Origin of the sequence: Asaia siamensis (assembly GCF_014635085.1) — a bacterium.
GTDB lineage: Bacteria > Pseudomonadota > Alphaproteobacteria > Acetobacterales > Acetobacteraceae > Asaia > Asaia siamensis.
In genome coordinates this window covers 279,151-299,030 of sequence record NZ_BMCH01000001.1, presented here as the reverse complement: position 1 = coordinate 299,030, position 19,880 = coordinate 279,151, and the positions used below count along the sequence as shown (strand labels likewise).

The 19,880-nt window shown below is 61.1% G+C and carries 15 protein-coding genes; 8 read left to right on the top strand and 7 right to left on the bottom strand.

Features of this window, described 5'->3' with window-relative positions:
* Positions 1-84: 84 nt before the first annotated feature.
* Positions 85-777 carry an amino acid ABC transporter ATP-binding protein gene (locus IEV53_RS01180; RefSeq protein ID WP_188425374.1) on the bottom strand — a complete coding sequence of 231 codons (693 nt, stop codon included), beginning with the start codon at positions 775-777 and terminating at the stop codon, positions 85-87.
* 70 nt (positions 778-847) lie between these two features.
* Complete coding sequence (acnA, locus tag IEV53_RS01175) at positions 848-3,541, bottom strand: aconitate hydratase AcnA (protein WP_188424786.1); 2,694 nt, start codon at positions 3,539-3,541, stop codon at positions 848-850.
* 116 nt (positions 3,542-3,657) lie between these two features.
* Here acnA and ccmA point away from each other — a divergent pair, with 116 nt between their 5' ends.
* From ccmA to IEV53_RS01160, 3 genes are all read left to right on the top strand, one after another.
* Complete coding sequence (gene ccmA / locus IEV53_RS01170; RefSeq protein ID WP_188424784.1) at positions 3,658-4,299, top strand: heme ABC exporter ATP-binding protein CcmA; 642 nt, start codon at positions 3,658-3,660, stop codon at positions 4,297-4,299.
* Positions 4,296-4,961 (top strand): heme exporter protein CcmB, encoded by a 666-nt coding sequence (gene ccmB, locus IEV53_RS01165; protein WP_188425373.1) that lies wholly within the window; start codon positions 4,296-4,298, stop codon positions 4,959-4,961. The genes ccmA and ccmB overlap by 4 nt, the downstream gene beginning before the upstream one ends.
* A 72-nt stretch (positions 4,962-5,033) precedes the next feature.
* Positions 5,034-8,324, top strand: coding sequence for a S41 family peptidase (locus IEV53_RS01160; RefSeq protein WP_188424782.1), 3,291 nt, complete (start codon positions 5,034-5,036; stop codon positions 8,322-8,324).
* Positions 8,325-8,460: 136 nt separating this feature from the next.
* Here the strand turns inward: IEV53_RS01160 and IEV53_RS01155 are convergent, their stop codons facing one another.
* The 4 genes from IEV53_RS01155 to aroQ are packed head-to-tail and all read right to left on the bottom strand — an operon-like array spanning position 8,461 to position 11,329.
* Positions 8,461-9,030: an NIPSNAP family protein gene (locus IEV53_RS01155; protein ID WP_188424780.1), complete on the bottom strand. Its 570-nt coding sequence runs from the start codon at positions 9,028-9,030 to the stop codon at positions 8,461-8,463.
* Positions 9,031-9,054: 24 nt separating this feature from the next.
* Positions 9,055-10,401 carry an acetyl-CoA carboxylase biotin carboxylase subunit gene (gene accC / locus IEV53_RS01150; protein ID WP_188424778.1) on the bottom strand — a complete coding sequence of 449 codons (1,347 nt, stop codon included), beginning with the start codon at positions 10,399-10,401 and terminating at the stop codon, positions 9,055-9,057.
* Positions 10,402-10,427: 26 nt separating this feature from the next.
* Positions 10,428-10,877 carry an acetyl-CoA carboxylase biotin carboxyl carrier protein gene (locus IEV53_RS01145; RefSeq protein WP_188424776.1) on the bottom strand — a complete coding sequence of 150 codons (450 nt, stop codon included), beginning with the start codon at positions 10,875-10,877 and terminating at the stop codon, positions 10,428-10,430.
* The gene (gene aroQ, locus IEV53_RS01140; protein WP_023979560.1) at positions 10,874-11,329 is read right to left on the bottom strand and encodes a type II 3-dehydroquinate dehydratase; all 456 of its coding nucleotides are present in this window, start codon (positions 11,327-11,329) and stop codon (positions 10,874-10,876) included. Before aroQ ends, IEV53_RS01145 begins: the two co-directional genes overlap by 4 nt.
* A 329-nt stretch (positions 11,330-11,658) precedes the next feature.
* On the opposite strand from aroQ, the gene IEV53_RS01135 reads away from it, so the two are divergent.
* A complete protein-coding gene (locus tag IEV53_RS01135; RefSeq protein ID WP_188424774.1) occupies positions 11,659-12,300 on the top strand; it encodes a septal ring lytic transglycosylase RlpA family protein in 642 nt (213 codons plus the stop codon).
* 111 nt (positions 12,301-12,411) lie between these two features.
* On the opposite strand, the gene IEV53_RS01130 is transcribed toward IEV53_RS01135, so the two are convergent.
* Positions 12,412-13,383: a YihY/virulence factor BrkB family protein gene (locus tag IEV53_RS01130; protein WP_229719526.1), complete on the bottom strand. Its 972-nt coding sequence runs from the start codon at positions 13,381-13,383 to the stop codon at positions 12,412-12,414.
* 624 nt (positions 13,384-14,007) lie between these two features.
* On the opposite strand from IEV53_RS01130, the gene IEV53_RS01125 reads away from it, so the two are divergent.
* The 4 genes from IEV53_RS01125 to IEV53_RS01110 form a co-directional block, all read left to right on the top strand.
* Positions 14,008-15,141 (top strand): type III PLP-dependent enzyme, encoded by a 1,134-nt coding sequence (locus IEV53_RS01125; RefSeq protein WP_188424772.1) that lies wholly within the window; start codon positions 14,008-14,010, stop codon positions 15,139-15,141.
* Between the two features lie 380 nt (positions 15,142-15,521).
* Positions 15,522-16,631 (top strand): P1 family peptidase, encoded by a 1,110-nt coding sequence (locus tag IEV53_RS01120; protein ID WP_188424771.1) that lies wholly within the window; start codon positions 15,522-15,524, stop codon positions 16,629-16,631.
* 278 nt (positions 16,632-16,909) lie between these two features.
* Positions 16,910-18,562, top strand: coding sequence for an NAD-dependent malic enzyme (locus IEV53_RS01115; protein WP_188424769.1), 1,653 nt, complete (start codon positions 16,910-16,912; stop codon positions 18,560-18,562).
* 1 nt (position 18,563) lies between these two features.
* A partial coding sequence (locus tag IEV53_RS01110) for a class II fumarate hydratase (RefSeq protein ID WP_188424767.1) occupies positions 18,564-19,880 on the top strand: 1,317 nt, incomplete at its 3' end.

The following is a 19,880-nucleotide window of genomic DNA, read 5'->3' as shown; positions in this document are numbered from 1 at the left end:
CAACGAGACTGAGCGCAAAAACAGCACGCGGGACAAGGCCCGAGGCGCGCTGTCGCGCAGCAGCTCCGGCAGACAGGCGGAAAGTCACAGCAGCGTCCTCAGGAAACGACGTGTTCTGGGATCCTGCGGATTTGCAAAAAGCACATCCGGGTCGCCACTCTCAACGATATGGCCAGCCTCGACATAAAGAACGCGATCCGATGCCGCGCGGGCAAAACGCATGTCGTGGGTCACGACGATCTGGGTCATGCCCTCGTCATCGAGACGGCGCATGACCTGTAGCACCTCTTCCGCCAGCTCAGGATCGAGCGCGGAAGTTGGCTCGTCATAAAGCATCACTGCCGGCTTCATGGCCAGGGCGCGTGCAATGGCCGCACGCTGCTGCTGACCACCTGAGAGAGTCGAGGGGTATCGGTCTGCCATCCCTTCAAGCCCGACCTTGGCCAGAAGCGCCCGTGCCAGCGGTTCGACTTCCGGCTGCGACAGCCCCTTCACCGAACGGGGCGCCACCATCACGTTATCCAGCACCGTGCGATGGGCAAAAAGATTGAAAGACTGAAACACCATGCCGACATGCGCACGCAGCGCATGGGCGCGCCGCTCCTGGGCACGATTCCAGCCATGGCCGGTCTGTTTGGTGATTTCGACGTCTTCGATGCGAAGCACGCCGGAATCCGGAATTTCCAGAAAATTGAGGCAGCGGAGAAAGGTCGATTTCCCACAGCCCGAAGGGCCGATGATCGAGACCAGCTCCCCTCGCTCAACGCAAAGCGACATGTCGTGAAGCACGACATGTCGCCCAAAGCTTTTGGTGATGTTTCTGGCGTCGAGAACGGGCTCGGCGTTGTCAGTCAGTGTCGGTCATCCCACGCAGGACATAAGGAAGAATTCCTCCATGCCTGTAATAGGCGACTTCATCAAGCGTATCGATTCGGCAAAGAAGCTCGACCTGCTCCGTTTCACCACCGGAACGCGTGATCGTCATGGGAACGGTCATGCGCGGGGTGATGGACTCGAGCCCACCCAGCGAAATCGTTTCGGAGCCGTCGAGGCCGAGTGTCTTGCGCGTCGTGCCTTCCTGGAAGGTCAGCGGCAACACGCCCATGCCCACCAGATTGGAACGATGGATACGCTCGAAGCTCTCGGCGATTACCGCCTTGATGCCCAGCAGCTTGGTACCCTTCGCGGCCCAGTCGCGCGACGAACCCATGCCGTATTCACGGCCACCGAACACCACCAGCGGCGTGCCATCCTGCTGATAGCGATGCGCCACATCATAGATCGAGGCGACAGTGCCATCGGGCAGGTATTTCGACATGCCGCCCTCGACACCCGGGAGCATCTCGTTGCGGATACGGATATTGGCAAAAGTACCGCGCACCATCACGCGGTCATTGCCACGACGCGACCCGTAGGAGTTGTAATCCGCAACCGCTACCTGATGCTCGCTCAGGAACTTGCCCGCCGGTGAAGACGGCTTGATGGCGCCTGCCGGAGAGATATGGTCAGTGGTGATATTGTCGCCCAGCAGCGCGAGAATGCGGGCATTCTCGATGTCATGCGTGTCGCCCGGCTCCTTGGTCAGCCCCTCGAAATAGGGCGGCTTCTGGATGTAGGTCGAGCTGTCCGACCAGGCGAAGGTACGGGCATCACTGGCCACGGCGAGAGCCTGCCACTGGCTGGTTCCCTTCGAGATGCTGCCATAACGCTCGACAAAGCTTTCGCGGGTGACGGAATACTTGATGAGCGCAGCAATCTCTTCATTGGTCGGCCAGATATCGCGCAGGAAGATTTCCTTGCCATCCTTCGAGACACCAAGCGGCTCTTTTGTGATGTCCTTGCGCAGTGTCCCGAGAAGGGCATAGGCCACCACGAGCGGCGGGCTGGCGAGATAATTGGCACGCACGTTGGGCGAGATACGCCCTTCGAAGTTACGATTACCCGACAGTACCGACGTGGCGACAAGGCCATTCCCCTCGATCGCATCCACGATCGGCTGGGCGATGGGGCCGGAATTGCCGATGCAGGTCGTGCAGCCATAACCGACTGTCTCAAAGCCAAGCGCGTCGAGATCGGCGCTGAGACCCGCCTTGTCGAGATAATCCGTCACCACCTGCGAGCCGGGAGCCAGCGAGGTCTTGACCCAGGGCTTGGGCTTGAGACCGAGCGCACGCGCCTTGCGGGCCACCAGACCGGCAGCCACGAGAACCGCCGGGTTCGAGGTATTGGTGCAGGAGGTGATGGCAGCAATCACCACATCACCATGGCCGATATCGTAATCCGAACCGGCCACGATGGCGCGCTTGCGCACATCGTCAGGCTTGACGCCCAGCGTGGTGGTCAGAGCTTCCTCGAAAGCCGAGGTCGCATTGGTCAGCGCGACGCGATCCTGTGGACGCTTCGGGCCTGCCAGCGAGGGAATTATGGTCGACAGATCAAGCGACAGCACCTTCGAGAATACAGGCTCGGGGGTGTCTGCATCGCGGAACATGCCCTGGGCACGCAGATAGGCTTCGGTCAGGCGGATGCGATGCTCGTCGCGGCCTGTCTGATGCAGATAATCCAGCGTCAGCGCATCGACCGGGAAGAAGCCGCAGGTTGCGCCATATTCCGGTGCCATGTTGGCGATGGTCGAACGATCGGCCACCGGCAGATGATCGAGGGCCGGGCCGAAGAACTCGACGAACTTGCCAACCACGCCCTCAGCGCGCAGCATTTCGGTGATGGTCAGCACCAGATCGGTCGCGGTTGCGCCCTCTGGCAGCACACCGTCAAGGCGCACACCGATCACGTCAGGGATGAGCATGGCGATAGGCTGGCCAAGCATGGCAGCCTCTGCCTCGATGCCGCCCACACCCCAGCCAAGCACACCCATGCCATTCACCATGGTGGTGTGGCTGTCTGTGCCATAAAGCGTGTCGGGATAGGCGTATTCCTTGCCATCGACCTTGCCGGTCCAGACGGCCTGCGCCAGATATTCGAGGTTCACCTGGTGGCAGATACCGGCACCCGGCGGCACGACACGGAAGTTCTCGAAAGCGGTCTGCCCCCAGCGCAGGAAGGCGTAACGCTCGCCATTGCGCTCGAACTCGATCTCGACGTTGCGTTCCAGCGCATCGGCACTGCCTGCCACATCGACCATGACCGAGTGATCGATCACGAGATCGACCGGCACCAGCGGGTTCACCTTCTCCGGGTCACCATCGAGGGCAATGATGCCATCGCGCATGGCGGCGAGATCGACCACGGCGGGAACGCCCGTGAAATCCTGCATGAGGATACGCGCCGGTTTGAACGGCACTTCCTGATCGGAATGACCTTTAGCGGTCCAATCGACGATCGCCTGGGCATCTTCCGTGCGGTAGCTCAGCCCGTCTTCGAAACGCAGCACATTTTCGAGCAGAACCTTGAGGCTGACCGGCAGTCGGGACAGATTGCCCAGCCTGGCCGCCGCATCCGGCAGAGAGAATATGTGGTACTTTCGGCCATCAACCTCCAGATCCCGCATCACGCCCAGGGAATCCCGTCCGACGGTTCTCATGGCTTGTCCTCCTGCCTTGTCAACTGGCCCCTCAGGGCTGGCCCTTCTATACAGTCTCGACCCTTATTCGCACAGAGTCGAATGAAACTCTCTCAGGAAGATGTTATTTCTGCACAATGTCAGGTTTTCCCTCGTCTCCAGCGCCTTGGCTGCTCGTTCATGACATAACCGTGATCCGCGGAGGGCGGCTGGTGCTCGATCAGGTCAGCCTTGCTCTCGACCGTGGCGAGGCACTTCTCCTGACCGGCCCCAATGGTGCTGGCAAGTCGACCCTGCTTCGCGTGCTTGCCGGGCTCTGCCCGTTTCAGGGGGGAAGCTTCACCTTTGAGGGGCGCAAGGGAGGAACGCCGGAACAGGCGCTGGATATCGCCTATCTCGGCCATCTTGATGCACTCAAACCCGGCCTGACCCTGCGGGAAAATCTTGCTCTTGAGGCAGGCATCGGTGGCGGCACCTGTGACGACGCTCTTGAGGCGCTCGATCTGCTGGCACTGGCCGATCTGCCAACCCGACTTCTCTCTGCCGGGCAAAAACGACGCGGGGCTTTCGCGCGCGTGATGTTGCGTCAGGCCCCGCTCTGGCTGCTCGATGAGCCCAGTCTTGGCCTCGATGACAACGCCATCGCAACGCTCGGCACCCTGATGGCTGCCCATCGCGCAGCTGGCGGCATGATTATCGCGACCACCCATGTGGTGCTACCTCTGCCAGAGTCACGTCGCTTCGTGCTGACACCGCAGGAGGGCTCGACATGGATATGAGCCTGTTTCTAGCCCTCATAGGGCGCGAGCTGCGCCTTGCGCTGCGACATGGTGCAGATACCCTGGCTGCGCTGCTGTTTTTCGTACTGTGCGGCAGTCTCTTCCCACTGGCACTAGGTCCCTCGCCTGCCTTGCTGCACCGCATGGCGCCCGGCATTATTTGGGTCTGTGCCCTGCTCGCCACGCTGTTGCCGCTTGACCGACTTTTCAGCGCCGATCTGGAAGATGGCGGGCTCGACCATCTCCTTCTCCTTGGCCTCTCTCCCGCTTTCGTCGCCTTGGCCAAGATCATCTCCCACTGGCTGACCACCGGGCTTCCGTTGCTCTTTGCCGCCATACCGCTCAGTCTGATGCTCGGCAGTGCCCCTGGGGATACCCTACCTCTTCTTGCAGGGCTGGCACTTGGCACGCCGCTTCTCTCTCTTCTGGGTGGCATGGCCGCCGCACTGGTGCTTGGCGCCCGTCGAGGTGGCGTGCTTCTGCCCTTGCTCATCCTGCCGCTCGCGACCCCGGTTCTGATCTTCGGGGCAGCTTCTGCCGATGCAGCAACGAACGGGCGCAGCTTCGGCCCCGAACTCGATTTTCTCGGTGCATTCCTCGCGCTGGCGCTCGTGCTCTGCCCCTTCGCTGCCGGAAGCGGCCTGAAAGCAGCAAGTTCGTGAGGGGATGAGGGCTTGAATTTTCAGCCCGTTCACGTTCTCTAACAAGGCTCCCATTCGCTACGGAAGATGTTCATGCGTTTTTCCCCGCTTCTCGCCGGCGTTGCCCTGCTGAGCCTTGCGCCATTCTCCGCCCACGCCGCGCCGGGCTATCTGCGTGACCCTTCCCTTGCAGGAACGACGATTGCCTTCGACGACGAACAATCTGTCTGGCAGGTTCCGCTGAAAGGCGGGAGCGCGAGCCGGCTGACGGCGCCCATCGGCACGGACCCGCACCCCATTCTGTCGCCCGATGGCAGGCAGGTTGCATTTCTGGCCGATTACGATGGTCCGACAGAAATCTACGTCATGCCGATCGAAGGGGGCACGCCGCGGCGCGTGACGTTTGAAAACCAGAACGTGATGCCCATCGGCTGGGACAAGAAAGCGGGAATTCTCTACAGCACGGCCCCTGCAACCGGTCCAGGACTGAGCCGCATTGTCGTTGCAATCCATCCGGTCAGTGGCACACGACACATTTATCCCCTGGCCGATGCCAATGATGCGGTTCTGAGCGCAGATGGGCAGTGGCTTTATTTCATTCGCTTTGGCACCGCTGTCAGCCACGACCATCTGCGGCTCTACCGGGGTGGCGCCATGGCACAGCTCTGGCGATACCGCCTCAAGGGCGGTGTGGAGGCAGAGCGTATTGGGCCGCAGGATGCCAATCTGCGTCGCCCCATGCTCTGGAATGACCGTCTGATCGTCGTGAGCGACAAGGATGGCCGCGACAATCTCTGGAGCTTCGCACTCGACGGAAGTGACGGGCACCAACTCACCCATCATGACGATTTCAGCGTCAGACAGGCCAGCCTGAGCGGCAACGACATCGTCTATCAACTTGGCGCTGATCTCTGTCATTTCAATTTGCAGAACAACAGCGACGCCATCCTTCCGATCGACATCGCCAGCGACCGTGCTGCGAGGCGCCCGCTCTGGCTGGATAATCCCTTCGCCTATCTCACCGAAACCAGCCTCGCCGCGAACGGGAAACAGGTTGCGCTGACCTTGCGCGGCCATGTCGCCCTTGCCTCGCCCGGCCCGTTGCGGCGCGTGACCCTGGCCAGCGCCGCAAGCACGCGCCTGCGTCACGCCTCCCTCTCGCCCGATGGCAAAAGTCTTTATGCGTTCAGCGATAAGGGTGGAGAGTCCGAGCTATGGGTGTTCCCGAGTTCAGGAAGCGTCGAGGGCACACAACTCACCCATGGATCGAAAAGCGAGCCGATGGGGCTATGGATTTCGCCTGATGGCGCCCATCTCGCCCATACCGATATTGCCGGGCGGCTGTTTCTCTATGATGTCGCAGCACATACCGACAAGATGATCGACGATGCCCGACTGGACGGGCGCAGCGAGTACGACTCCCTTACCTGGTCGAAAGACGGACGTATCCTGGCCTTTGCCAGAGCACGCGGCGAGACCACAAGGCGGCAGATCGCGCTCTATCCGCTCGATACGGGCGAGATCGTCTGGGCGACCACCCCCGACTACGAATCCTATGCGCCGCGTTTCAGCCCGGATAACAAGTTCCTGTGGTTTTTGTCAGACCGGCTTTTCACCCTCAATAATGGCGGCCCCTGGGGCGACCGCAATCCAGCGCCGGTTTATGCGCCACGCACCGGTGTCTTTGCGCTCGCCTTGCAGAAAGACGCGCATTTCCCCTTCGCGCCGCGCACCGAACTCGATCAGCCCGCGCCGACGCAGACCGCCGACAAGACGGCGACCACGCCTTCGAAAAAGCCTCTGATGCTGGAGGCTGCCGGTCTAGCCACACGGCTTTATCAACTGCCGATCCCGGCGGGTGATTTCAGCAAGATCGAAATCGGGCCGGAGTTTCTCTACCTCCTGGCCCATAAGCCCGATCAGCTTGCCAGCAAGGACGACGATCTGGTCCTGAAAGTGCTCAAGATCGGGCCCGGTGAAACCAAGCCCAATGACTTTGCTTCCGGTCTGCGCGATGTGGCTCTTACCCCTGACGGAAAGACCCTCATGCTGGTCTCAGGCAAGGAAAAGCGTGCTCCAAAAATTCAGCTCGTGCCTGCTGCATCCAGTCTTTCCGGCGTGAACAGCACGGACACGACAATCGCGCTCGACGGCTTGCGCCTGCGTGTCGATCCGGGTGCCGAGTGGCAGGGTCTGTTCAACGATGCCTGGCGCCTGCATCGCGATCATTTCTACGATCCGTCTCTGCATGGCGTTGACTGGCCTGCCATGCGCGACCGCTATCGCCCGTTGCTCTCACGACTGGGCGACCGCTCCGATCTGGATGATCTGCTGGGCCAGATGATGGGCGAACTCAACGCCCTGCACTCCCAGTTCCGCCCGGCGGAACCCCTTACACGCGATAATGCCGTGCTGATCGCAAGCCTTGGCGCCCATCTCACGCGCCAGCCCGGCGGCTTTCTGATCGATCGCCTCTATGAGGGCGATCCCAATCTGCCCGAAGACCGCTCGCCCCTCGCTGCGCCCGATCTCGATGTGCAGCCGGGCGATCTCATTACCGCGCTCAACGGGCAGAACCTTGCGGACCAACCTGATCTGACTGCCCTTCTGGCCAATCAGGCCAATCGTCAGGTGCTCCTTGCCCTCAAGCGCAAGGACCGTGTCTTTCAGATCGTGGTTTCTCCGATCGGCGCCAAACAGGATGCAGCGCTTCGTCTTCGCGCCTGGGAAAGCGAACGCGCTCGTTATGTCGCGACCGCAAGCCATGGCCATATCGGCTACGTGCATCTGCGCGCCATGGGCAAGGATGACATGGCCCGCTTCACCCGGGACTTCTTTGCCCAAACCGAGAAAGACGGGCTCGTGATCGATGTCCGGCGCAATCTGGGCGGCAACATCGATTCATGGGTCTTGTCGGAATTGCTGCGCAAGGTCTGGATGTTCTGGTCCGACCACGGCAGAACGCCTCAGGGCAACATGCAGCAGACATTCCGTGGCCATATCGTCGTGCTTTGCGACGAATTCACCTATTCGGATGGCGAGACCTTCTCGCAAGGCATAAAATCTCTCGGGATCGGCCCGCTCATTGGCGCCCGCACGGCCGGTGCCGGTGTATGGCTCTCCGATAGCGACCGCCTTGTCGATAACGGCCTGCCCCGCACGGCAGAACGCCCCTATTTCGATATGAAAGGCCATTGGCTGGTCGAGAACCATGGCGTCGAGCCTGACGTCACGGTCGAGAACATGCCGGTCGCCACCTTTAATGGGCAGGACCAGCAGCTCGACAAGGCGCTGGAGACATTACAGACCCTGCTCGAAAAACAGCCGGTCTCTCCCCTCGTGCCCGAGCCATTCTCTGGACAGGCTGAAGCCAGACCCAGGTAAAAGAAGCGGGAGGCAGCGCCCCTTGGGGCTCTGCTCCGAACCCCGGAAAGGGGCCTTCCCCTTTCATCCTTTCAGACGGGTATGCCTGAGAAAGAGGCCGCTCTGCCCGGGCAGAGCCTCTTTCCCGGAACGAAACTCAGATACTCGGCGAGTAAGCGACCGGAGTCAGAATGGCGTTACGCATCGTTCCCAGCATAGGCAGGATGCCTTTCGGCGGCCAGGCACCAGAGGTCACGGCTTCCTTTCTTTTCTCGGCACGCTCAGCGAGATCGCCATAAGGCCAGAAATGCGCAAGACGCGACGGCCCGTCACTGGACATCATGACAGCATAGGCAGGAGAAATCGTCGCGCGGGCCGGGACGGCGGCTTCCATAAGGGCCGCTACATCGGCTTCATGGCCGGGGAGAACGTCATAGATGCGGAACTCATAGGCGCCGCCATAGGTGCCGGGAGCCGGCTTTGTATCGGCAATCAGGGTCCAGCCATGATGGTCGATACGCTCTACGCCGACCTCATCACCCGGCCAGACCAGATCGGCCGGGGTGGGGCTGAACATCACGACAACCTCATTGAGATTGCCGAGTTCGGTTGTCCAGCATCCCAGAAAGCCTGCGCGCCCCACGAGATGCGCTTCAAGCGCCGCTACAACCTGGGGAACGCTGCCCGATCGGCAGGTGAGAACAAAGGTTTCAACGCTGGCGGACATCGGGACTTTTCCTTGTTGTTTTTCTCAGCTCTTGAGCGAGTCGACGAATTTTTCCAGCCAATGAATCGTGTAGTCACCCTTCTGGAACTGCGGGTCAGCCAGGATCTTGCGATGAAGCGGAATGACGGTCTTCACGCCATCGACCACGCATTCATCCAGCGCGCGCTGCATACGGGCAATCGCCTCGGCACGCGTAGGCGCATGAACGATCAGCTTGGCAATCATGCTGTCGTAATAGGGTGGCACGCGATATCCGGCATAGATGGCGCTGTCGATACGCACACCCAGACCGCCCGGTGCATGGAAAACCTTGATCGTGCCGGGGTTCGGCATGAAGGTTTCCGGATCTTCCGCATTGATACGGCACTCGATGGCATGACCGCTGAAGGTCACGTCCGACTGCTCGTAACCCAGGGCCTCACCGGCTGCGACACGGATCTGCTCACGCACCAGATCGACATCGCAGACCATCTCGGTCACAGGATGCTCGACCTGGAGACGGGTGTTCATCTCGATGAAGCAGAACTGGCCATCCTGATACAGGAACTCCAGCGTACCTGCATTGCGATAACCCATCTTCTTGAGCGCTGACGTTGCGGTCTCACCGATCGCATCGCGCTCTTCAGCGGTCAGCACAGGTGAACCTGCCTCTTCGAGCAGCTTCTGGTGACGACGCTGCAAGGAGCAATCGCGCTCGCCGAAATGCACGACATTGCCATGTGTGTCGGCCATGATCTGCAGTTCGATATGACGCGGCTTGTCGAGATATTTCTCGAGATAGACCTCGTCATTACCAAACGCCGCGCGGGCCTCGGTACGAGCGACTGTCCAGGCTTCCTCGATCTCGGCTTCGCTCTGGGCCACCTTCATACCGCGACCGCCGCCGCCAGCGGCAGCCTTGATCAGCACCGGATAACCAACCTTCGCTGCCACCTCACGGGCAGCGGCGAGATCGCGCAAAGCGCCGTCCGAACCCGGCACGAGGGGCACACCCAGCTCGCGCATGGTCGTCTTGGCCATGATCTTGTCGCCCATCGTACGGATATGATGAGCGGTCGGACCGATGAACACGAAGCCATGTTCTTCGACCGTCTCGGCAAAATCGGCGTTTTCCGACAGGAAGCCGTAACCGGGATGAATGGCCTCTGCGCCGGTGATCGTGGCGGCCGAGAGAATGGCCGCAACGTTGAGGTAGGATTCACGCGAGGATGGCGGCCCGATGCACACCGCCTCATCCGCCAGTCGGACATGCATGGCGTCGGCATCTGCCGTGGAGTGCACGGCAACCGTTGCGATGCCCAGTTCACGGCAGGCGCGCAGGATGCGAAGCGCGATTTCGCCGCGATTGGCGATCAGGATCTTGGAAAACATCTGGCCCCAGACTCAGTCAGTGATGCTTATTCAATGATGGCGAGAGCTTCGCCGAATTCAACCGGGTCACCGCTGGCCACCAGGAAGCGCGTCAGCGTACCACTGCGGGGCGCCTTGATCTGGTTGAAGGTCTTCATGGCCTCGATCAGCATGATGGTCTGACCGGCCGTCACAACCTGGCCTTCATGCACGAAAGGCGGGGCCGACGGGTCTGGCGTCAGATAGGCAATGCCGACCATCGGGCTGCTGACGGCGCCGGGGTGATTGGCGGCATCGACAGGTGCCGGAGCGGCAGCGGCAACAGGCGCTGCAGCGACAGGCGCCGGAGCGGCGGCATGAACGATCTGACCGCCAGCGCTACGCACCACGCGGATGCGGTTGTCCTTCTCGGCAACCTCGATTTCGGTCAGACCAGTTTCGGTCAGAATGTCAGCCAATGCCCGGATGGCATCTGCGTCCACGAGCATACGGCTCATCGTTCGTCCTCGTCTTCGATCATGTCATAAAGTGCGCGCAATGCCATGGCATAGCCTCGCACACCAAACCCGCAGATTACGCCAATAGCGGCCTGAGAGGTATAGGTGTGATGGCGAAAGGCATCGCGGCGATGGATATTGGAGATATGGACCTCGACCGTCGGCAGTCCTGTTGCGAGAAGCGCATCCAGAAGTGCGATGGACGTATGGCCATAAGCCGCCGGATTGATCACGATACCACGCGCCCGCCCCCGGCATTCCTGTATCCAGGAAACGAGCTCGCCTTCGATATTCGTCTGGCGAAAATCGATGGCGACGTCGAGCTGCTCGGCAGCCTGGATGCAGACCTGTTCAAGGTCGTCCAGGGTCGCATGGCCGTATATCTCCGGCTGGCGCATACCGAGCATGTTGAGGTTGGGGCCGTTAAGTACGGCAATCATCGGGCGAATCATGAGAGCAGCCCGTAGCACTTTCGCTTGGGGCGTAAAAGCCTTCCTGCTTGTGTCAGGCAGATTACGCCTCATTCCTGCCGCGTTTCTCCGTTTTTATCGTGATTGACCATGAGGCAGGGCACCCCCGTCAGCGGGGATGGGGCCATGTCGAATGACCCTGCCGCACCTCACGATTTCGCGTTCAGGGCTTATCGTGTTAGGGTCGCGTTTCGCCGTCCTGGCTTGTCAGGGCATTCGATCGTTCGGAGTTACTGAGCAAAAGGCTGTCAGCTGTCGTGAAATCGCCAAAAAGCAGAATGCGTACTTTCAGATCCACGGAACGCAAAAAAATGCGTATCCGCGCCCGAATCGGAGGTCTGGCACTGCTTTGCACGGCGTTTGCGCCGAAGCACAGCGCCCATGCGGCCAACAAGACCGATGTTACAACGGTCACCGCCCCCTCTTCAGAACACGCTCCCTGGGCCGCCTCGGTCAAGATGGCCCTCGCCCGTCATGCCCGTAGTATCGCCCTCGCCAGCCATAATGTATTGGCGTGGTCAGAGCATGGCGTTGCCAGCTGGTACGGTAAGCGCCTTGCCGGACATCGCACCAGCAGCGGCGAGAGGCTTGATAGCCACGCCTTAACCGCAGCGCACCCCACCCTGCCATTGGGTTCGAAGGTTCTGGTGCAAAACGAAGATACGGGGCAGTCTGTCATCGTGACCGTCAATGATCGCGGGCCGTTCAACAGCCGTATTATTGATCTGTCTCATGCCGCCGCCGCCGAGATCGGCATGCTGGGCAGTGGCACGGCGCATGTGAAGCTCGCCCCCATTCCGTCCGATACGACTATCACAGAAGACCAGCCGCTCGAAGTGGCCGAAGCCGAGGCTGAGGATACCAACGAGCAGGCCCTTGATGCGGTCACACCCGTTGTCACCCCCCATGCCAGCAAGGCCCGGGCAACGCGCCACCCCCGCCACCACAAATAAAAGCGACGACAGCGCCTCGAACGAAGAGATCGCTATCGTCTGAACATCAAGAAGGGCGTGGACCTCTCAGTCTCACGCCCTTTTCGTGTTTTGCAGCCTCTGCTCTGCGCCTCAGACCTCGGAGGTTGCGGCCTCGGCGGGTTCGGGAGCTGCCTGGACGCGCGTCAGACCGGGCACTTTGGGATTAAAGCCTTTTATACGGTCTTCAAGGCCAGCATTCAGTTCGGCGCCGAAAAGCACGACATAGGTTCCGACGAAGAACCACATCATGATAGCTGCCACCGCACCAAGGGGCCCATAGGTCGAGCCATAGCTCGCGAAGTGGCTGACGTAGTAGGAGAAAGCCAGCGAGGTCAGAACCCATAGCAGGGTCGAGACAAGTGAACCGGGAACGATCCAGCGCCAGTCGGGCTTGTCGCGGCAGGGGCCGTAGCGGAAGAGCAGCGTAACCGCCACGAAGACGAAGAGCAGCATCAGGGCGGGGGCGCCGAAATGCACGATATAGCGCGTGCTGTAGCTCATGAGATAATCGGTGAGATACAGGATCTCGGGTGGCAGATTACGCAGGCCGAAGCGATTCAGCAGATCGGGCAGGTAATCAACCAGTGCCGGGAAGGCGACCATGAGTGCCAGAGTGAGGCACGCACCAATTACCGCTCCGAACGTGACGCCCAGTGCCAGAAACTGGAAACGGAAAAAACCGCGCGTCTCAAGAACATCATAAGCAAGATTGAGGGCCGATAGCACCGATTTGGTGCTGGCCGACGCAGACCAGAGCGCGATCGAGATGGAGAAGATCAGCCCCACCGTCAGCGAGGCATGAGGCTGTCCGATAAGCGTATGAATCTGCGAAGCGATCAGCTCGAAAGCCGTCGGGGGCAGCAGGCTGCGCAGCACATTGAGCTGAGGCTCGACCGTCTGAAGGTCAAAAATCAGCCCATAGACAGAGATAAGCGACGTGATGGCCGGGAAAAGTGAGAGCGTAGCGTAGAAGGCGCAGCCTGCGGCAGAGAGACTCGTCTGACTCGACCCGAGATTGCTCAGCGTCTGGCGCAAAACCAGCTTCCACCCGCCGAAAGGCATGTGGATGGGACTCCTGGCCCCTGTGCCCGGCGCCTCACGACCAAGCGCCTCGACAGCATCCCCCTCTGACGTGGCTGCAGCTGTGCTGCCATGCGCCGCGTGATCGTCGGAGACTTTCTGCGCTTCGACCGCGCCGCCCGATTCTGCCGCTTCCTGTGACATCTGGCTTCGTGGGGTGGAGGTTTCGTCCACGCAGTGTTCCTTCCTCTTATTGGCCTGATCCCTGCCCCCGCCATGCATTGACGCTGCACCCCGAGACGCACGATCTGTCGCAGCCCCTCTATAGTTACACGAGGCAATTGATACCAGCATGACGCTCTGGCGGCGGAAACGTTGCACCACGTTTCGCGTTGAGGGGACGTGACCATGCATCCAGTGCAGAAAAAGAAATCGGGGTTCATTTTTTAGTTGCATGAGGGGGGGTTTGGTCCCATATGCGCCCCACGCAGCAACGCACGTGCCACTGGCCCTCTGTAGGTTACGCAACGACGTCAAGCGTTCTGGCAATCGGGCTGATCCTGCTCTTTTTCGAGCAACCAGCCTCGTCCTGATCGCCGGTCCGTTCGACCGTTTCGCAACAATTCCGCCCGTGGAGATTCGGGCGGATTTCGGGAGGAGTGACTCATGACTCCGAAAATCGTCCGCTATCTTGCCGAGCAGCAGCCGGCTACCCCTTGCCTGGTCGTTGATGTCGACCACGTCGAAGAGCGCTATCATGCCCTGCGCGATGCCCTTCCGCTGGCACAGATCTATTATGCCGTAAAAGCCAACCCGGCTGCGCCTATTCTGGAGCGTCTGGTGCGCCTCGGCTCGTCTTTTGACGCCGCCTCCATTGGCGAAATTCACCAGTGCATGGCTGCCGGTGCGCAGGCCAGCCAGATCTCTTTCGGCAATACCGTCAAGAAGGTCTCTGCCATTCGCGAAGCCTTTGGCCTGGGCGTCGATCTCTTCGTTTTCGACAGCGAAGAAGAGCTGGCCAAGCTTGCCGAACATGCTCCGGGCGCGCGCGTCTTCTGCCGTCTCGCAGTCGAGAACGAGGGTGCCGACTGGCCGCTTTCGCGCAAGTTCGGCACGACCATCGCTCATGCGAAGGATCTTCTGCTTCAGGCCGTCGATCTCGGGCTTGAGCCTTATGGTCTCTCCTTCCATGTCGGCAGCCAGCAGACCAGCACGGCGGCTTATGAAGCCGCCATTGCCAAGGTCGCCATGCTTTTCACCGACCTGTCGGCAGCTGGCATCGACCTGAAGATGGTCAATCTCGGCGGCGGTTTCCCGGTGCGCTATCGCGACGATATCCCCGAGATCGAGCAGTTCGGCCTCGCTATCGGCCGCGCCATGACCGAGCATTTCGGCAATGCCCTGCCGCAGATGCTGATCGAGCCGGGCCGCTTCATGGTTGCTGAAGCCGGTGTGGTCTCGACGGAAGTCGTGCTTGTCAGCCGTCGCGGCGGCAAGGAAAGCGACCCGCGCTGGGTCTATCTCGATATCGGTCGCTTCGGCGGTCTGGCGGAGACGGAAGGCGAAGCGATCCGCTATCGTTTCCGCACGCCGCATGATGGCCTGCCCACGGGTGAAACCGTTGTCGCCGGACCGAGCTGCGATGGCGTGGACATCATGTATGAAAAGAACCGCGTTCAGCTGCCCCATGCGCTGAATTCCGGCGACCGCATCGAATTGCTGACCACCGGTGCTTATGTCACCACCTATTGCTCGACCGGCTTCAATGGCTTTGCGCCGCTGAGCGAACACTACATCTAAGCCCGCAAGGGCAGCCTCTCCCCCGAGGCATTGCGAAGCCCCCCAAAAGGCGCCCGCCAACGGATCCTCCCGTCGCGAGGCGCCTTTACTTTACGTGCCGTTTGACCCGTTCGCCGGGACACATGATGGAGAGCCTGCGAGCGCCAAGTTTGCGCATCCCCCCCCCCCCCTCATGAAACCGACACCCGCATGCCTGTAGCCGTTATTACGAGCGCCCCTTCCCTGATTGCTCCGGTCAGACAGGTCACCTCACCCGAGGCAAAGACTGCTTCACTCCTCACCTGAAGCTCTTTCTCCTCAGGGCTTTTACAAGGCATGATAGGGAGCAGGCACTCGTCGCAGCCAATTTTCCCGCTCCCCTCATTTCAGTCTGATCACTCATGAAGCGTCGTCATTTTCTGCTCTCCGGCCTGGCGGCTGGCATTCCTCTCTCCGGGGTCGCGCGGGCAGACACACCGCCCCAGGCCGAAGGCCATGTCGGCGCCACAAACAGCCTGACCGACGTAACAGGGCTGAGCGTCGGACAGGCGCAAAGCCCCGGCGCGCGCACCGGGGTGACGGTCATTCTGCCTGACAGCCCCGCCCCTTGCGCGGTCGATGTGCGCGGCGGCGGCCCCGGCACGCGTGAGACCGACGCCCTGAATGGCTGGAATCTGGTCCATCGAATCGATGCGCTCACCCTCTCCGGCGGCTCGGTCTACGGGCTTGCCGCAGCCGATGGCGTGGCAGCGTGGCTTGGCGCCAGAGGGCGAGGATTCGCAATGCGCCGGGTGAAGGACATACCGGTTTCCCCGATTGTCCCGGCGGCCATTCTCTATGACCTCGATAATGGAGGCGACAAGTCATGGGGTGAAACCCCGCCCTATCGCGCACTCGGCATCGAAGCCGTCAGCCAGGCGCGGCGCAGCATGGCGCTCGGAACAGTTGGCGCCGGCTATGGCGCCATGGCCGGGCAGCTCAAGGGCGGTATCGGGAGCGCCTCCTGGGTGAGCCATGACGGCTATACTGTCGCGGCTATCGTTGCGACCAACAGTCTGGGTTCCGTCACCCTGCCACATGAGAAGCATTTCTGGGCAGCCCCGTTCGAGCAGGGGCGTGAATTCGGCGGACTCGGTGTATCCACCTCCCGTATTGCGCCTGAAGACTGGAGCGGCACCAAACTCGCCCCCGCACCGCGAGCGAACACGACGCTAGCCTGTATCGCAACCGATGCCGCCCTGACACAGGAAGAGCTGAAACGCATTGCCATGATGGCGCAGGACGGGCTGGCGCGCGCCATCCATCCGGTCCACTCCCCCTTCGATGGCGATACCATTTTCGCTCTTGCGACAGGGCACAAATCTGTGCCGGATGCAGGGCGGGAACTGCTCGTCACGCATCTTGGCAGTATCGCCGCCGATGTGCTGGCCCGTGCCGTCGCGCGTGGCGTCTATAGCGCGACACAGCCCCCCGGCATGAACGCGCCACTCTGGTCAGCCCTGCCGGGCTGACCTGTCTCTCGGCCATGTCAGCGAGGCCTGACGCAACCCAGGCGCGTTTTGTGTCTTTTTATATCGATCCATGGCGACATCCGCCATGCTGAACCTGCGCTCCGGTGCGCATTGTCGGCTGCCACGCCAGCACGACGCCCCGGCAGCAGATACGGCCCGCGGCGCTTGCGGCTGATCACGTTAGGTTCAGGGGATCTCGCGTCTTCGGGGGGCTTGTGGTTCACTTCCCGGCCCGCGCTTTCCCGTGGAAACGCAGCCTCATGTCTGGAGACAGGCCAATGACCAAAACGCTCACCGTAGCCCTTTCGGGGCAGGATCTGCTCAATCATCCCTTTCTGAACAAGGGCTTGGCCTTCAGCGCGGAAGAACGTGACGCCTTCGAACTCCATGGCCTCCTGCCCCGCGCCGTGCAGTCGCTGGATGAGCAGGTAGAGGCGGCCCTCAAATTTCTCGATGCCCTGCCCTCGCCCTTCGCCCGCCATGTGCATCTGCGCGAATTGCAGGATACGAACGAAACGCTGTTCTACGCCCTGCTGACCCGCAAGATCGATACCATGCTGCCGCTGGTCTATACGCCCACCGTTGGTGAGGCCTGTCAGCGTTTTTCCGAAATCTGGCAACGTCCGCGCGGGCTGTTTCTGAGTTATCCCGAGCGCGAGTCGATGGAAGATGTCCTCGCGAACCCGGATTATGACGATGTGCGCGTGATTGTCGTGACCGATGGCGAGCGTATTCTCGGCCTTGGCGACCAGGGCGCGGGAGGCATGGGCATCCCCATTGGCAAACTCTCGCTTTACACCACCTGCGCAGGCATCTCGCCCGACCAGACCCTGCCGATCCTGCTCGACACCGGCACCAATAACGAAGACCTGCTGCAGAACCCCGCCTATATCGGCTGGCGCCATGAGCGCATACGCGGTGCAGAATACGACGCCTTCATCGAGCGTTTCGTGACCGCCGTTCAGACACGCTGGCCCCATATCGCCCTGCATTGGGAAGATTTCAGCGGCGTCAACGCAGCCCCCATTCTTGAGCGCTATCGCGACCGGCTCTGCACGTTCAATGACGACATTCAGGGCACGGCTGCCGTCACCACCGCGGCTATTCTGAGCGCCAATGCCGCCCATGACGGCAAGCTGAAAGACGAAACCATCGTCATGCTCGGCGCCGGTTCGGCGGGTGTCGGCATTGCCAATCTGCTGCTGCAGGTCATGCGTGATGAAGGTGCCACGGAAGAAGAGGCGCTGGCGCGCTTCTATCTGCTCGACCGCAAGGGACTGCTGGTTGAGGGACGCAAGGGAAGCAATGCCGGTCAGGAACTCTTTGCCCGCAAGGACTGGGGCGATCGTGACATCGACCTGGAGACCGTCATCCGCGAGACAAAGGCCAGCATTCTGATTGGCGTGTCGGGGGTAAAGGGCCTGTTTACCGAGTCCATCGTGCGTGAGATGGCCAAGAACTGCAAACGCCCGATCATCTTCCCGCTTTCGAACCCGACCTCGCATTCGGAAGCCACACCGGAAGATATCATGGCGTGGTCTGACGAGCGTGCGCTGGTCAGCACCGGCAGCCCCTTCCCGCCGCTCGATCTGCATGGCCGCACCCATCGCGTCGACCAGACGAACAACGCCTATATCTTTCCCGGTCTCGGGCTCTGCCTGCTGGCAACCGGCGCCACACGCGTGACCGATTCCATGTTCATGGCTGCCGCACGCGGCCTTGCCTCGCTCTCGCCGTTGCGCAGCAATCCGGACGGCAATCTGCTGCCCCCGGTCACGCAAATGCGAAAAGTCGCACTGGCTGTGGCAGAAGCTTCCGCCAGACAGGCGCGCGAAGATGGCGTATGTCCTGCATTCAGCGACGAGGAACTGCATGAGCGCATCCAGTCTCTCGTCTGGACGCCCGATTATTGTGCTTATGAGAAGATCTGACATGACCGACACACGGATCGAGAGCGACGGCCTCGGCGAAATCGAAATTCAGGCCGACAAGCTCTGGGGCGCGCAAACGCAGCGCTCGCTTCATTATTTCAGCATCGGCCGCGAGCTGATGCCGCGCGAGATGATCGAGGCCTATGCCATCGTCAAGCGCGCCTGTGCGAGCGCCAACCACCAGAGCGGCCGCCTGGGCGAAACGCAGTACAAGCTGATCACCACAGTCTGCGATGAAATCCTGGCCGGTCAGCACGCTGACATGTTCCCGCTTCATGTCTGGATGACCGGCTCAGGCACCCAGTTCAACATGAACATCAATGAGGTCATTTCGAACCGCGCCTGCCAGCTTTCCGGCGAGGCTCTGGGCAGCAAGCGCCCGGTTCATCCCAACGACCACGTCAACATGTCGCAGTCCTCCAACGACAACTTCCCCACCGCCATGCATGTGGCCGTCGTGCTGGGCAGCCGTCGCAGGCTGATCCCTGCCCTGACCCGTCTGGCAGAATCCATCGAGGCCAAGGCTGAAGAGTGGAAGGACATCGTCAAGATCGGCCGCACCCATATGCAGGATGCCGTGCCGGTCACGCTGGGTCAGGAATTCCACGGCTATGCCGGAATGCTGCGCGAGAACATCGCCCGTATTCAGGAAGCCGAGAAGGGTCTCTACCCCCTCGCCCTTGGCGGCACCGCGCTTGGCACCGGCATCAATACCGATGCCCCCTTTGCCGGTCGCGCCTGCGCCGAAATCGCCCGCCTGAGCGACGCCGCCTTTATCAGCGGTGAGAACAAGTTCGCCCTGCAGGGCGCGCATGATGCGCTCGTGCATTTCTCTGGCGCGCTGCGCACCACAGCAGGCGCGCTTTACAAGATCGCGAACGATATCCGCCTGCTCTCATGCGGCCCGCGTGCCGGTTTTGCCGAGCTGCATCTGCCCGAGAACGAACCCGGCTCGTCCATCATGCCCGGCAAGGTCAACCCGACCCAGGCCGAAGCGCTGGCCATGCTAGCCGTGCAGGTAATGGCCAATGACGTGGCGGTGGGTTTCGGCGGCGCCGGTGGCCTGCTGGAAATGAACGTCTACAAGCCGCTCATCATCCAGAACATCATGCAGAGCATCACCCTGCTGCATGACGGCAGCGAGAATTTCCGCACCTTCCTGATTGAAGGCACCAAGCCAAACCTCGCCCGCATCGAACGCTATGTGGCAGAATCCGTCATGCTGGTGACGGCCCTCGCTCCCACCATTGGCTACGACACAGCCTCAAAAGTCGCGCATCATGCCATGGACCATGACTGCACGCTGAAAGAAGCCGCT

Excerpts from the sequence above, each read along its gene's own strand:
- IEV53_RS01180 (WP_188425374.1), bottom strand. The coding sequence starts at position 777 with ATGTCGCTTTGCGTTGAGCGAGGGGAGCTGGTCTCGATCATCGGCCCT.
- acnA (WP_188424786.1), bottom strand. The coding sequence starts at position 3,541 with ATGAGAACCGTCGGACGGGATTCCCTGGGCGTGATGCGGGATCTGGAG.
- ccmA (WP_188424784.1), top strand. The coding sequence starts at position 3,658 with ATGTCAGGTTTTCCCTCGTCTCCAGCGCCTTGGCTGCTCGTTCATGAC.
- ccmB (WP_188425373.1), top strand. The coding sequence starts at position 4,296 with ATGAGCCTGTTTCTAGCCCTCATAGGGCGCGAGCTGCGCCTTGCGCTG.
- IEV53_RS01160 (WP_188424782.1), top strand. The coding sequence starts at position 5,034 with ATGCGTTTTTCCCCGCTTCTCGCCGGCGTTGCCCTGCTGAGCCTTGCG.
- IEV53_RS01155 (WP_188424780.1), bottom strand. The coding sequence starts at position 9,030 with ATGTCCGCCAGCGTTGAAACCTTTGTTCTCACCTGCCGATCGGGCAGC.
- accC (WP_188424778.1), bottom strand. The coding sequence starts at position 10,401 with ATGTTTTCCAAGATCCTGATCGCCAATCGCGGCGAAATCGCGCTTCGC.
- IEV53_RS01145 (WP_188424776.1), bottom strand. The coding sequence starts at position 10,877 with ATGAGCCGTATGCTCGTGGACGCAGATGCCATCCGGGCATTGGCTGAC.
- aroQ (WP_023979560.1), bottom strand. The coding sequence starts at position 11,329 with ATGATTCGCCCGATGATTGCCGTACTTAACGGCCCCAACCTCAACATG.
- IEV53_RS01135 (WP_188424774.1), top strand. The coding sequence starts at position 11,659 with ATGCGTATCCGCGCCCGAATCGGAGGTCTGGCACTGCTTTGCACGGCG.
- IEV53_RS01130 (WP_229719526.1), bottom strand. The coding sequence starts at position 13,383 with ATGCCTTTCGGCGGGTGGAAGCTGGTTTTGCGCCAGACGCTGAGCAAT.
- IEV53_RS01125 (WP_188424772.1), top strand. The coding sequence starts at position 14,008 with ATGACTCCGAAAATCGTCCGCTATCTTGCCGAGCAGCAGCCGGCTACC.
- IEV53_RS01120 (WP_188424771.1), top strand. The coding sequence starts at position 15,522 with ATGAAGCGTCGTCATTTTCTGCTCTCCGGCCTGGCGGCTGGCATTCCT.
- IEV53_RS01115 (WP_188424769.1), top strand. The coding sequence starts at position 16,910 with ATGACCAAAACGCTCACCGTAGCCCTTTCGGGGCAGGATCTGCTCAAT.